The organism is Streptomyces niveus (assembly GCF_001723055.1).
In the GTDB taxonomy this organism is placed as follows: Bacteria; Actinomycetota; Actinomycetes; order Streptomycetales; family Streptomycetaceae; genus Streptomyces; species Streptomyces niveus.
Window position 1 is genome coordinate 1 of record NZ_MDCR01000359.1, and the last position, 12,466, is coordinate 12,466.

The following is a 12,466-nucleotide window of genomic DNA, read 5'->3' on the forward strand; positions in this document are numbered from 1 at the left end:
CAGCACCACCCCCGCCCCCAGCGCCGGTATCGCCCACCACCAGCCGTCACCGCCGCCGGCGGAAGCCCCCGACGCCACGGGCTGTGCCTGCTCCGCCACCGGTGTCTCCTCGGCCGCCGCGCCGTCCGTCCCGTCGGCGGGCGGCACCGCCACCCCGTGGCCGTTCTTCTCGCCCATGACGCCGATCTTCTTCAACAGCGCCCGCAGCGCCGCCGGTTGCTTCGCCTTGTGCCAGACACCCGTCTGTATCCCCTGGATGTCCGTCGACGTGTGGATCCAGACCGTCGACCGATCCGCGCTCGGATACACCCGGTCCAGCCGCCAGGGCTGCACGTCGTGGATCATCCACGTCACATTGATCTGCCGGGAGCCCACCGCCGAGTCCACGGCTGCGGGGCGCTTCTCCTGGCCCTCGGGCAGTGCCCCCATGTCCTGGCCGTCGAGCTGCTTCGACAGCGCCTCGTACTCCACGTCGCTGAAGTAGAGCGAGGCGCTCTCCGCGCTCTCCGGTGAGGTGATCAGTACGCTCGTGGGCCCACCGGCCACGGCGCCCGGGGCGAAGAGCCAGGTCAGCGCCGTGATCGTGATCAGGGCTCCGAGCCGTCGGACCGTGCTCGTGCACAGCTGTCGCATGATTCCCCCTGCCGACGCCGGGCCCGGACCGTCCGGAGCGCCTGTGCGTCACTTTCTGTACACCGCCCGACCCCAACCGGTTCCCAACTTCCCGCCGTGAATTCCCGTCGCGGATTCACGGCACGGAATCAGCGGACCGACTGCGCGACCGCCTTCGCCCGCTCGACCGACGCCACACCCTCCAGCCGCAGCGTCAGCCGCTCGTCGGTGCCACCGCCCCGGCCGCTGTCCTCCCACAGGAACGTGGGCCCCGCCGTCCGCGCCGACTCGGTCCAGCCCGCACCCTGGCCGTCGAGCATCCGGAACCGCAGCAGATGAGGCTCGGCGAACCACAGCCCCGTCGACTCGTTCAACTCCCCCGCACGCAGAGGCACCCACTCCGGCATGTGCCGGATCCGCTTCGAGAACGCGGGGTCCAGGCCGGCCGGGAACTCGTCCAGCCGCACGGGCGACCCGTCGGAGTCCGTCCAGCACAGGCTCACGACCGGCCGACCCGCCGAGGCCCAGGCCAGCGACACCCGGTCGGGCGCCCCCAACTCGGCCGGGACCCGTGGTCGGAAGCCCGCCTGCCGGGCCGCCTCCTCGATCGACAGCGGGTCGGCGCAGCCCGGCACCCGGGCGGCCGGACTGGGCGTCGCCTTCGGGTCGTACCGCACCTGGACCCCGCCGAAGTCGAACCAGTCGGCCACCGCTGCCCGCACCGGTGGCGTCAGCACCAGCGCGACCAGCAGCCCCGAGAATCCGGCCGCCACCGCCCGCCACCGACGCCTCAGCAGACGCCGCAGCCGCGCCGCACGCGCCGGGACCAGCACCGGACCCGGGACCGAGGCCGGAACTGAGGCCGGGTCCGGGACGGAAGCCGGATCCGGTGTCGGGGCCGGTGTCGGTACCGGCGCCGCGTCCGCGAGGAGCTGGGCCAGGACCCGCTCGGCCATCGTCTCGCCGTCGACATCCGGGACGCGCATGCCGCGCCCCAGCGCCCGCAGCTCCTCACCGAGCTCCTCCGCGCGCTCCTCGTCACTCATCCCCACCACCCCCTCTCCTCTCCGCCTCCGACGTCGCCGCGAGCAATCCGCCCATCAGCTTCAACGCGCGGCTCAGCCGCGACTTCACCGTGCCCCGCGGCCAGCCAAGCGCCTCAGCCGTCTCCGCCTCGTTCATCTCCAGCAGATAGCGGCACGTCACCACATCGCGGTGATCGTCGCTCAGCTCGTCGAGCGCCGCCCACAGCTCGGCGCTCCGCTCCTCCTCCACCGCGGCCACCGCCGGATCCGCCGAGTCCGGTATCAGCGGCTCACCCCGCAGGAGCGCCGCCTCGCGCCCCGCCACGGCCCGCAGCCGGACCGCCGACCGCACGGTGTTCCTCGTCTCATTGGCGACGATCCGTATCAGCCAGGGCCGAAACGGCGCACCGTCCTTGAAGCTCCCCAGCGACAGATACGCCTTGATGAACGCGGACTGCACCACGTCCTCCGCGTCCGCACCCGCGCCGCAGGCCACCGCCGCCCGTAGCGCGATCCCCGTATGGGCGCGCACCAGCTCCGCGTACGCCTCCCGCTCGCCGGAACGCACACGCGCGATCACCGCCGACTCATCCGCAACCGTCAGGATGCGGCCCCCCTCCAGGGTCCCCTCCCGTGTCCTCACGCCTTTGATACACCGCTCACCGGAGATCCGTTCCCGACCTGTCGGCGCCACCTGAGAGAATGTTTCCCATGGCCACTCGTCCTCGCGCGCTCTCCGGTATCCAGCCCACCGCAGGCTCGTTCCATCTCGGGAACTACCTCGGTGCGATCCGGCAGTATGTGGCGCTGCAAGAAACTCACGACGCGTTCTACATGGTCGTGGACCTGCACGCGATCACCATTCCGCAGGAGCCCGCCGACCTGCGAGCCAACACCAGGCTCGCGGCGGCTCAGCTCCTCGCAGCGGGTCTCGATCCGCAGCGCTGCACCCTGTTCATCCAGAGCCATGTGCCCGAACACGCCCAGCTCGGCTGGGTGATGAACTGTCTGACGGGCTTCGGCGAGGCCTCCCGCATGACGCAGTTCAAGGACAAGTCGGCCAGACAGGGCGCCGACCGCGCGACCGTCGGACTCTTCACGTATCCGATCCTCCAGGTCGCCGACATCCTGCTCTACCAGGCGGACTCGGTCCCGGTCGGCGAGGACCAGCGTCAGCACGTCGAGCTGACACGTGACCTCGCCGAGCGGTTCAACACCCGCTTCGGCAGCACGTTCACGGTCCCGAAGCCGCACATCGTCAAGGAGGTCGCGAAGATCTACGACCTCCAGGACCCGTCGATCAAGATGAGCAAGTCGGCGTCCACGCCGAAGGGCCTGGTCAATCTGCTCGACGACCCCAAGGCCACGGCGAAGAAGATCAAGAGCGCCGTCACCGACACCGGCACCGAGATCCGTTTCGACGCCGAGGCCAAGCCGGGCATCAGCAATCTCCTCACGATCTTCTCGACGCTCACGGGCACGGGCGTGGCCGATCTCGAGAAGCGCTACGAGGGCAAGGGGTACGGCGCCCTGAAGGTGGATCTGGCGGAGGCCATGGTCGACTTCGTCACACCGTTCCGGAGCCGTACGCAGGAATATCTGGACGACCCGGAGACGCTGGACTCGATCCTGGCCGAGGGCGCCGAGAAGGCCCGCACGGTCGCCGCGGAGACGCTCGCCCAGGCGTACGACCGGATCGGCCTGCTGCCCGCGAAGCACTGAGCGGCAGCACAGAAGCACGGAAGAGGCACCGGAGAGGTACCGGAACGCCGCCGGGGCGGGCCCGCCGAGCACGGCCCGCCCGCCCCGGACGGCCGCCCGGACCCATACCGCATTCGCGCCGCCTCCGTACTGCTGACCAAGGACCCTGGCCAGCCGGGCGGTGCGAGCGTCACACTGGCGCGGGGACGGAACGGGCCACACCGGTGGTCCGGCCACCCGCACACAAGGACTGAGGAGAACGACGTGGGGACCGTAACGCTCGGCGTTTCGATCGCGGTCCCGGAGCCGTACGGCAGCCTGCTCCAGGAGCGCCGTGCGGCCTTCGGTGACCCCGCCGCGCACGGCATCCCCACGCACGTCACGCTCCTGCCGCCGACCGAGGTCGACGCCGCGACGCTGCCCACCGTCGAGGCCCACCTCGCCTCGGTCGCCACGGCCGGCCGCCCCTTCCCGATGCGGCTCTACGGCACGGGCACCTTCCGCCCGCTGTCGCCCGTGGTCTTCGTCCAGGTCGTCGAGGGCGGCTCGGCCTGCACCTGGCTCCAGAAGCGCGTCAGGGAGGCGTCCGGCCCGCTGGTGCGCGAGCTCCAGTTCCCGTACCACCCCCATGTGACCGTCGCGCACGGCATCTCCGAAGAGGCGATGGACCGGGCGTACGCGGAGCTGGCCGACTACACGGCCCGCTGGAGCTGCACCTCCTTCGGGCTCTACGAGCAGGGGTCCGACGGCGTGTGGCGGATGCTGCACGAGTACGTCTTCGGCGGCGGTACGGAGATCACGGGAGTGCCCTCGCAGAGCACCCCCGTCGACCTGCCCGCGACCTCGTCCCTGCGTCAGTAGGAAGCCGGCGCGCGGGCCCGCGGGGTCAGACCGGCAGCCGCCGGAACAGCGGCCTCGGCAGATGCCGCAGCAGCGACATAGCCACCCGCAGCGCCCCCGGTACCCACACCGTCTCCGAACGGCGCCGCAGCCCCAGCTCCACGGCCGCCGCGACCGCCTCGGGCGTGGTGGCCAGCGGTGTCTCCTCCCGCCCGGCCGTCATCCTCGTCCGTACGAAGCCGGGCCGCACGACCATCACATGCACACCGGTGCCGTACATGGCGTCCCCGAGCCCCTGCGCGAACGCGTCCAGACCCGCCTTGCTCGACCCGTAGATGAAATTGGCGCGCCGGGCCCGCTCACCGGCCACGGACGACAGCACCACCAGCGAACCGTGCCCCTGCGTCTGCATCGCCGCCGCGCACACCAGACCGGCCGAGACCGCGCCCGTGTAGTTGGTCTGCGCGACCCTGACGGCGGCGGGCGGATCGGCCTCGTCGTGCGCCTGGTCGCCGAGTACGCCGAAGGCCAGGAGCGTCATGTCGATGTCGCCCTCCGCGAAGACCTTGCCGAGCACCTCGGCGTGCGACTCCGGGTCGAGCGCGTCGAAGTCGACGGTATGGACGTCCGCGCCCTGCGTACGCAGGGCCTCGGCCGCGAGGTCGAGCTGGGGCGACGCGCGGCCGGCCAGCCAGACGGTGCGCGTACGGCGGGCGATCAGCCGGCGCGCCGTGGCCAGCGCGATCTCGGACGTCCCACCGAGGACGAGGAGGGACTGCGGGATGCCGAAGGCGTCCTTCATGGTGCGGTGCTCCTTGCAGCGAGGGTGAGTTGGGGGCGTCAGATCGAGAGGCGGCGGGAGAGGTCGGAGACGAAGACTCCGCGCGGGTCGAGTTCGGCCCGCAGCGCCCGGAACTCGTCCAGCCGCGGATACATCGCGGCCAGCAGTTCGGGCCGCAGCCGTGAGTCCTTCGCGAGACAGACCCGGCCCCCGGCGGCGGCGACGTCCTCGTCCAGCTCGTCGAGGAAGGGGCCGAGTCCGGTACGGCCGGTGGGGATGTCCAGCGAGAGCGTCCAGCCGGCCATCGGGAAGGACAGCCAGCCGGGATCGCCCACGCCGAAGCGTTTGAGCAGGGCGAGGAGGGAGGGGCAGCCGCGCCGGACGATGCGCCGCACGATCCGGATCAGCGCCTCCTCCTGGCCGTCCCCGACGACGAACTGGTAGCGGACGAAGCCGCCGCGCCCGTACAGCCGGTTCCAGTGCGGCACGCCGTCCAGCGGGTGGAAGAAGGCCGAGATGGGCTGGAGTTCACCGGTCCGCCGGCGCGGCGCCCTGCGGTACCAGAGCTCGTTGAGGAGCCCCACCGTGGTCCGCCCCAGCAGCCCCTCGGGTACGTAGGAGGGCGCGCCGGGCAGTCGTCCGGGCCGGAAGGCGAGCGGCTGCCGGCGGGCGGGCGAGCGCGCGGACAGCGCGGCGAGCGGCGCGTGTTCGCCACGGGTGAGGACCGCGCGTCCCAAGGAGGAGCCACTCGCGAGCAGATCGAGCCACCCGACCGAGTAGCGGTGGCGGTGACGGCACTCGGACGCGGTGAGACGGGCCATCAGATCGTCGAGGTCGGAGGCGCGTTCGGTGTCGACGGACATCAGGGACGTCTCGACGCGGTGCAGCCGGAAGGTCGCCGCGAGGATCACCCCCGTCAGCCCCATGCCGCCCGCCGTCGCCTCGAAAAGAGGCGTGCCCGGGACGACCGTACGGATGTCGCCGTCGGAGGTGAGCAGGTCCAGGGAGAGCACGTGGCGGGAGAACGAGCCGGACGCCGGGTGGTTGCCGCCGTGGATGTCGGAGCCGATCGCCCCGCCCACGGTGACCTGCCGGGTCCCGGGCGTCACCGGCAGGAACCAGCCCAGCGGCAGCAGCACCTCCATCAGCCGTTGCAGGCTGATCCCCGCCTCGCACGCCACGGTCCCGGCCTCCGCGTCGACGCGGACGACACGGTCCAGGGCGGTCATGTCGATGAGGGAGCCGCCCGCGTTCTGCGCCGCGTCCCCGTACGCGCGGCCGAGACCGCGCGGGATGCCACCGCGCGTGCCGCAGTCGCGTACGGCGCGAACCGTCTCCTCATAAGAACGCGGCCGTACGAGACGGGCGGCGGCCGTGGGGGCGGTGCGGCCCCAGCCGGTGACAGGGTCGGCGATCTCGGCAGACATGGTCGAGACGGTATCGCCCTAAACGTCATTCTTTGCGTTGTAAGCCGTATTTGATGGCGTACTCGTATGAATGGGTGGTTCGGTAGGTGTTGGTGAAAGATGACGTGAGAATCGGCTTCCGGGGTACCCGACCGTTGGTTCTCCGATCCGAGGGCAGGTCTCCGTCATGGACTGGCTGAAAAAACTCCCCGTCGTCGGCCCGCTCGTGGCCCGGCTGACGCTGACGCACACCTGGCGGTCGTACGAGACCCTGGAGCGGGCCCACTGGTCGCGGCTCGCGGCGGCGATCACCTTCATCAGCTTCCTCGCGCTCTTCCCGCTGATCACCGTGAGCGCGGCGATCGGGGCCGGACTGCTCAGCCAGAAGCAGCTCGACAGCCTCCAGCGCAAGCTCACCGACCAGGTCCCCGGCATCTCCGACCAGCTGGATCTCCACTCACTGGTCGCCAACGCGGGCACCGTGGGGCTGGTGGCGGGCGCGCTGCTGCTCTTCACGGGCATCGGCTGGGTCGGCTCGATGCGGGGGTGCCTGCGCGCCGTCTGGGGGCTGGACGACGCGGACGAGGGCAACCCCTTCGTACTGAAGGCCAGGGACGCGGTCATCCTCGTCGGCCTCGGCGTCACCGGTCTCGCCTCGATCGGCGCGTCGGCCCTCGGCTCGACCGCCGTCAGCTGGTCGGCGAGGCAGCTCGGCATCTCGGCGGGCGGCGCGGGCGGGGTGCTGCTCCAGATCGCGGCCAGCGCCGTGGCGGCCGGCGCGGCCTTCCTCATCCTGCTGTACGTGCTGTCGCTGCTGCCCCACGTACGGCCGCCACGGCGCCGGCTGATCGTGGCCGCCGTCATCGGCGCGGTCGGCTTCGAGGCGCTCAAGCTGCTGCTCGGCGGCTATGTGCGGGACGTCGCGGGCAAGAACATCTACGGCGCGTTCGGGGTGCCCGTCGCGCTGCTGCTGTGGATCAACTTCACGGCGAAGCTGCTGCTGTTCTGCGCCGCCTGGACGGCGACGCCGAGCAAGCACGACGAACTGGACGAGGACCGGCCGGAGGAGGACCGGCCGGACGAGGACCGTGCCACGCCGGGTACGGCCCCCGGCGCGACCCGTGCCGACGTGGCCCCGCCCGCGGTGCCTAACGGCCCGGCAGGCGCTTGACCAGGTCCGGCAGCGGCCACTTGCGGTTCACCAGGAACACGGCCGCCGCCAGCAGGAGCAGCGCACCACCCGTGATGGCCACCGCGATCCCCTTGCCGCTCGACCCGGCGGCCTTGTCGCCCAGCCCGGCCTGGTCCGTCCCGGCGCTGCCGCCGGCCTCGTCCTTGCCGCCGCCCGAGTCCTTCTGCCCCACGGCCTCCTTGTCGGAGTCACCGTCGGTGGAGCCGGGCTTCACCAGCTCGCCGACCGGCTTGACCTTGCCGGCGGCGGCGAAGCCCCAGTCCAGCAGCCGGCCGGTCTCCTGATAGACCGCCAGGCTCTCCTCCTGGGACGGGCTCATCACCGTCACCAGCAGGACCCTGCCGTCGCGTTCGGCGACACCGGTGAAGGTGGAGCCCGCGTTGGTGGTGTTGCCGTTCTTGACCCCGGCGATGCCCTTGTACGGGTCCAGACCGGCGTCGCCGGTCAGCAGCCGGTTGGTGTTCTGGATCTCGAAGGTCTCCCGCTTCGGTGCCTTCTTGCCCTTCTTGGGCTTCTTCTCCTCGCCGGGGAACTGCACCCTGACGGTCGAGGAGTACTCCCGGAAGTCCTTCTTCTGAAGCCCGGAGCGGGCGATCAGGGTGAGGTCGTACGCACTGGAGACCTGGCCCTTCTCGTCGTAACCGTCCGGTGAGACGACATTCGTGTCGAGCGCCTTCAGCTCCGCCGCGTGCTTGTTCATGTCGGCGACCGTCTTCGCGACGCCGCCGTTCATCTCGGACAGCACGTGCACGGCGTCGTTGCCCGAGCGCAGGAAGACGCCCATCCACAGATCGTGGACCGTGTACGTGCTCTCCTCCTTCACCCCGACCAGGCTGCTGCCCTCGCCGACGCCCGCCAGATCGGCGCTCGTCACCTTGTGGGACTGGGTCTTCGGCAGTACGGGCAGGACCGTGTCGGCGAAGAGCATCTTCAGCGTCGACGCGGGCGGCAGCCGCCAGTGGGCGTTGTGCGAGGCCAGGACCTCGCCGCTCTCGGCGTCCGCGACGATCCAGGACTTGCCGGTCACCTTCTTCGGCAGCACCGGCACACCGGGGGCGAGATTCACCTGGGTGCCGGGTTTGCCGAGCATGGTGCCGCCGACCGTCGACATCGCCGCCGGTGGCTTCGGCTGCTTGTCCTCCGACCTGTCCGGCGCCGCCTCGTCCGCCAGGACGGGCGCGGCGGTCAGAACGGGCAGCAAGGCGGCGGTGAGGACCGTCAGCGCGGTCTTTTTCAATGCGGACACGGACGAGAACGTACATGGCCTGACGGGGGATCCGAACACCGGCGGGTGGACCCGCCGCCGCCACCGCTGGGTCAGACCACTTTCCGGCCACCGCGGCCCCCGGCGAAGCGGCGGGGAGGGCTCCGGCGATACTGGATCCATGAAGCTCAGCCGCCCCGTGTCCTGGTTCCTGCTTGCCTTCGGGGTGTGGAGCTGGTTCATCTGGATCACTTTCGTAAAAAATCTGTGGCAGGACGGCAGCGGGCTCGCCTTCGACGACGCCGGTGACCCCACGGGCTACTTCTGGGTCCATCTGCTGCTCGCCATCACGTCCTTTCTTCTGGGGACGGGCGTCGGGGCGGTGGGGTTCCGTGGAGTCCGTGCCTTGCGTGGCGAGTTGGCCGCGGAGACGCCCGGCGAGGCGTCCGCGGAGTCGTCCGGCGAGGCGTCCGCGGAGTCGTCCGACCAATCGCGGAACGAACCCGGTGACGAGCACGTAGTACAGAGACAGTGACAGGGATGAAGGGGATCGGCTCGTGATCGTCGTGGTTGTTCTGGTGGCGCTCGTCGCCATCGCGCTGGTGGCGGGCGCGCATTACTACATATGGCGGCGCCTGGTCCGCGACACGACCACGGCGGGGAGTACGGCCCGCAGGGCGGGCACCGCCGTGATCATCCTGCTGCCGGTCCTGACCTTCGCGGGCGTGGGGGTGGGCCGCGCGGACACGCCGTTCGCGCTGAAGCAGATCCTCGGCTGGCCCGCCTACATGTGGCTGGCGACGCTGCTGTATCTGCTGCTCGCGCTGCTGGTGGGCGAAGCCGTACGGCCGCTGCTGCGCCGGGTGCTCGAACGCCGGGCGGCGACGGCGGGCGGTACGACGACGGAGCAGACCCCCGTCGAGGAGCCCGCGACGGTCGGAGCGCCGGCGGCCCCGGCCGCGCCCGCGGACGTCCCGCCGGCCGCCCCGACGGCCCCCGACCCCTCCCGGCGGATCTTCGTCTCGCGCGTCGTCGGTGGCGCCGCTGCCGCCGCCGCGCTCGCCACCGTCGGGTACGGCACGGCGAACGTGCTGAGCGGCCCCGGCGTCAAGCGCGTCACGGTGCCCCTCGCGAAGCTGCCCCGCGCCGCGCACGGCTACCGGATCGCGGTCGTCAGCGACATCCACCTCGGCCCTCTGCTGGGCAAGGCCCACGCGCAGCGCATCGTGGACACCATCAACTCCACGAACCCCGACCTCATCGCCGTCGTCGGCGACCTGGTCGACGGGACCGTCGCCGACCTGGGCCCCGCGGCCGAACCGCTGGCCGGGCTGAAGGCGCGGCACGGCTCGTACTTCGTCACCGGAAACCACGAGTACTTCGGCGACGCGGGCGAATGGATAGACCACGTACGGGAGTTGGGCCTGCACCCGCTGGAGAACGCCCGCGTGGAGATCGACGGGTTCGATCTGGTGGGCGTCAACGACATCGCGGGCGAGGAGGAGGGCCAGGGCCCCGACTTCGCCAAGGCGCTCGGCGGGCGCGACACGGCGCGGGCGTCCGTACTCATGGCGCACCAGCCGGTCGTGATCCACGACGCGGTCAAGCACGGCATCGACCTCCAGTTGTCGGGCCACACGCACGGTGGCCAGATGTGGCCGGTGAACTACATCGCGCAGGCCTCCAACCCGACCCTGGCCGGTCTTGAGCAGTACGGCGACACCGCGCTCTACGTGACGCGCGGGGCGGGGGCGTGGGGCCCGCCGGTACGGGTCGGCGCGCCCTCGGACATCACGGTGGTCCAGCTGGCCTCCCGCCAGGCGTAGGGCGTCCGGGCCGGGCCCGGACGTCTGCCTCAGCTCGGGAGTGTCACCGTCACCGACAGGCCCGTGCCCGGCGATGTGCGGACCGAGACGTCGCCGCCGTGGGAGCGCACCACCGCCTGGACGATCGACATGCCGAGGCCGCTGCCCGCCGCCCCGCCCCCGGCCCGGAAGAAGCGGTCGAATATCCGGGCCGCGTCCTCGTCGCTCATCCCCGGGCCCTCGTCCGAGACGCTCAGCCGCACCTCGCCCCCGTCCGAACGCCGCAGCTCCAACCGGACCGGCGCGTCGGCGGGCGTGTGGGTGCGGATGTTCGTCAGCAGGTTGCCGAGGACCTGGCGCAGCCCGGACTCGTCCGCCTGGACGAGCATCGCCCCGTCCGCCGACACGTCGAGCGGCCGGTCCGGCTGCTGCGCGCGCAGGTCGTCGGCCGCGTCGCGGACCAGACGGCTCAGGTCGACGGGGCGCAGCCGCAGGACCGGCCGCTGGTCCAGCCTGGCCAGGGTGAGCAGCTCCTCCACGAGGCGGGCCATCCGGTCCGCCTCGCAGCTCATCCGGGACACGGCGCGGCTGCGTTCGGCCGGTTCGCCCAGCATCCCCTTCTCGTACAGCTGGAGATAGCCGCGGATCGCGGACAGCGGCGTACGCAGCTCGTGCGACGCGTCGGCGACGAACCGCCGCAGTTGCGCCGTGCTGCGCTCGCGCGTCACGTACGCCGACTCGACCTGCTGGAGCATCGCGTTGAGGGCGAGCCGCAGCTGCTCGATCTCGGTGACCGGGTCGTGGCGGCCGGGGACCCGGCGGGTCAGATCGCCCTCCGCGATGGCCGTCGCCGTCTCGACCATGTCGCCGAGCGGGCGCAGCGTACGGTTCGCGCTCATCAGGGTGATCAGCGCCAGCAGGACGAGCAGCAGCCCGCCGAAAGCGGCGTCGAACTTCAGCGCGCGCAGCAGGCTCTCCTGCACCGCCTTGGTGGACGTGGAGATCAGCACGGTGGAGCCGTCGCTGAGGCGGGCCCCCACCACCCGGTACGGATCGCCGTGCATCTTCAGCTCGCGGACGCCCGTCTCCCGGCTCAGCGACGCCGGGTCGCTGACGGCCCGCGCGAGATCGAGCTGCCGCCGCGACGGGGCGACGCCGGCGAAGTCGATCGCCCTGCCCCGCTCGTCGACGGCGACGAAGACCGAGTCGGGGGTCGGCAGCGCGCCCGCGCCGCCCGGCTCCCGCGGCGATATCTTCTCCACGATCGTGGCCAGCGAGCTGAGCGACTCGATCTGGTTGATCGTGAGTTCCGTACGCTGCAACCCGTCGCGCGACATGGTCAGTTGGGTGTCGATCGCCTCCAGCAGATAGTGCCGAAGACCGAACAGGGTGACGGCGGTCGCGATCGTGATGCCCAGCGCGAGCAGCACCACGTTGATCAGCGTCAGCTTCGAACGCAGCGAGTGCGTGGTGGACCTCGGCCGTCGTGAGGGCGGCCGGAAGAAGCCGATGCGCGGCGTCACGAGGAGGAGCCCGGACTCGCGAGACCGTAGCCCACCCCGCGCCTCGTCATGATCAACGGCGGCCCGTACACGTCGAGTTTGCGCCGCAGATAGCTGATGTACGTCTCCACCACCGTGGACTCGGCCGCGTGCTCGTAGCGCCAGACGTGCCGCAGCAACTGCTCCTTCGTCACCACCGCACCGGCGTTGCGCACCAGGAACCGAAGCAGGGCGTACTCGGTCGGCGTCAGCTCCACCGTGCGCCCCGCCCTGCGGACCGTGTACGTCGCCTCGTCCAGCTCCAGATCGCCGTACCGCAGCGGCGGCCGTACCGCGATCCGGTCCTTCGGCAGCGTCCTGCGCAGCACCGCCCGGACCCGGGCGACCACCTCGTCCAC

Annotated in this window: 12 protein-coding genes and 1 pseudogene; 5 read left to right on the plus strand and 8 right to left on the minus strand. The window is 71.4% G+C overall.

What is annotated here, in order from left to right; genetic code table 11:
* The 3 genes from BHU15_RS32655 to BHU15_RS32665 form a co-directional block, all read right to left on the minus strand.
* On the minus strand, positions 1-633 hold a 633-nt coding region (locus BHU15_RS32655; RefSeq protein WP_069630442.1), incomplete at its 3' end, for a hypothetical protein.
* 128 nt (positions 634-761) lie between these two features.
* Positions 762-1,658, minus strand: coding sequence for a hypothetical protein (locus BHU15_RS32660; protein WP_069630443.1), 897 nt, complete (start codon positions 1,656-1,658; stop codon positions 762-764).
* Positions 1,651-2,280 (minus strand): RNA polymerase sigma factor, encoded by a 630-nt coding sequence (locus BHU15_RS32665; protein WP_069630444.1) that lies wholly within the window; start codon positions 2,278-2,280, stop codon positions 1,651-1,653. The genes BHU15_RS32660 and BHU15_RS32665 overlap by 8 nt, the downstream gene beginning before the upstream one ends.
* A 59-nt stretch (positions 2,281-2,339) precedes the next feature.
* Here BHU15_RS32665 and trpS point away from each other — a divergent pair, with 59 nt between their 5' ends.
* Positions 2,340-3,359 carry a tryptophan--tRNA ligase gene (trpS, locus tag BHU15_RS32670; protein ID WP_376267360.1) on the plus strand — a complete coding sequence of 340 codons (1,020 nt, stop codon included), beginning with the start codon at positions 2,340-2,342 and terminating at the stop codon, positions 3,357-3,359.
* A 243-nt stretch (positions 3,360-3,602) separates the two neighbouring features.
* Complete coding sequence (locus BHU15_RS32675; RefSeq protein ID WP_069630446.1) at positions 3,603-4,199, plus strand: 2'-5' RNA ligase family protein; 597 nt, start codon at positions 3,603-3,605, stop codon at positions 4,197-4,199.
* Positions 4,200-4,224: 25 nt separating this feature from the next.
* Here the strand turns inward: BHU15_RS32675 and dprE2 are convergent, their stop codons facing one another.
* Positions 4,225-4,980 (minus strand): decaprenylphospho-beta-D-erythro-pentofuranosid-2-ulose 2-reductase, encoded by a 756-nt coding sequence (gene dprE2, locus BHU15_RS32680; RefSeq protein WP_069630447.1) that lies wholly within the window; start codon positions 4,978-4,980, stop codon positions 4,225-4,227.
* Positions 4,981-5,018: 38 nt separating this feature from the next.
* On the minus strand, positions 5,019-6,386 hold the full coding sequence (gene dprE1 / locus BHU15_RS32685) for a decaprenylphosphoryl-beta-D-ribose oxidase (protein WP_069630448.1): 1,368 nt from the start codon (positions 6,384-6,386) through the stop codon (positions 5,019-5,021).
* 166 nt (positions 6,387-6,552) lie between these two features.
* Here dprE1 and BHU15_RS32690 point away from each other — a divergent pair, with 166 nt between their 5' ends.
* Entirely contained in the window at positions 6,553-7,536 is a 984-nt protein-coding gene (locus BHU15_RS32690; protein ID WP_069630449.1) for a YihY/virulence factor BrkB family protein, read from the plus strand.
* Here the strand turns inward: BHU15_RS32690 and BHU15_RS32695 are convergent.
* Positions 7,514-8,803, minus strand: a complete 1,290-nt coding sequence (locus tag BHU15_RS32695; protein ID WP_348538507.1) for a D-alanyl-D-alanine carboxypeptidase family protein — start codon at positions 8,801-8,803, stop codon at positions 7,514-7,516. The two genes, BHU15_RS32690 and BHU15_RS32695, sit on opposite strands and share 23 nt — an antisense overlap.
* A 139-nt stretch (positions 8,804-8,942) precedes the next feature.
* Between BHU15_RS32695 and BHU15_RS32700 the strand changes: the two are divergent.
* Together BHU15_RS32700 and BHU15_RS32705 are read left to right on the plus strand one after the other, a co-directional pair.
* Positions 8,943-9,179 (plus strand): annotated as a pseudogene (locus tag BHU15_RS32700) (SCO4848 family membrane protein); the annotation flags it as partial.
* A gap of 139 nt (positions 9,180-9,318) precedes the next feature.
* Positions 9,319-10,587 (plus strand): metallophosphoesterase, encoded by a 1,269-nt coding sequence (locus BHU15_RS32705; RefSeq protein ID WP_069630450.1) that lies wholly within the window; start codon positions 9,319-9,321, stop codon positions 10,585-10,587.
* A 29-nt stretch (positions 10,588-10,616) separates the two neighbouring features.
* On the opposite strand, the gene BHU15_RS32710 is transcribed toward BHU15_RS32705, so the two are convergent.
* The gene (locus tag BHU15_RS32710; RefSeq protein WP_079128531.1) at positions 10,617-12,089 is read right to left on the minus strand and encodes a sensor histidine kinase; all 1,473 of its coding nucleotides are present in this window, start codon (positions 12,087-12,089) and stop codon (positions 10,617-10,619) included.
* Positions 12,086-12,466, minus strand: a 381-nt coding sequence (locus BHU15_RS32715; RefSeq protein ID WP_141726927.1) for a winged helix-turn-helix domain-containing protein, incomplete at its 5' end; no start/stop codon positions are given. The genes BHU15_RS32715 and BHU15_RS32710, both read right to left, overlap by 4 nt.

What these genes read in the sequence shown, in the direction of transcription:
- BHU15_RS32660 (WP_069630443.1), bottom strand. Translation starts at nt 1,658, where the DNA reads ATGAGTGACGAGGAGCGCGCGGAGGAGCTCGGTGAGGAGCTGCGGGCG.
- trpS (WP_376267360.1), top strand. Translation starts at nt 2,340, where the DNA reads ATGTTTCCCATGGCCACTCGTCCTCGCGCGCTCTCCGGTATCCAGCCC.
- dprE2 (WP_069630447.1), bottom strand. Translation starts at nt 4,980, where the DNA reads ATGAAGGACGCCTTCGGCATCCCGCAGTCCCTCCTCGTCCTCGGTGGG.
- dprE1 (WP_069630448.1), bottom strand. Translation starts at nt 6,386, where the DNA reads ATGTCTGCCGAGATCGCCGACCCTGTCACCGGCTGGGGCCGCACCGCC.
- BHU15_RS32690 (WP_069630449.1), top strand. Translation starts at nt 6,553, where the DNA reads ATGGACTGGCTGAAAAAACTCCCCGTCGTCGGCCCGCTCGTGGCCCGG.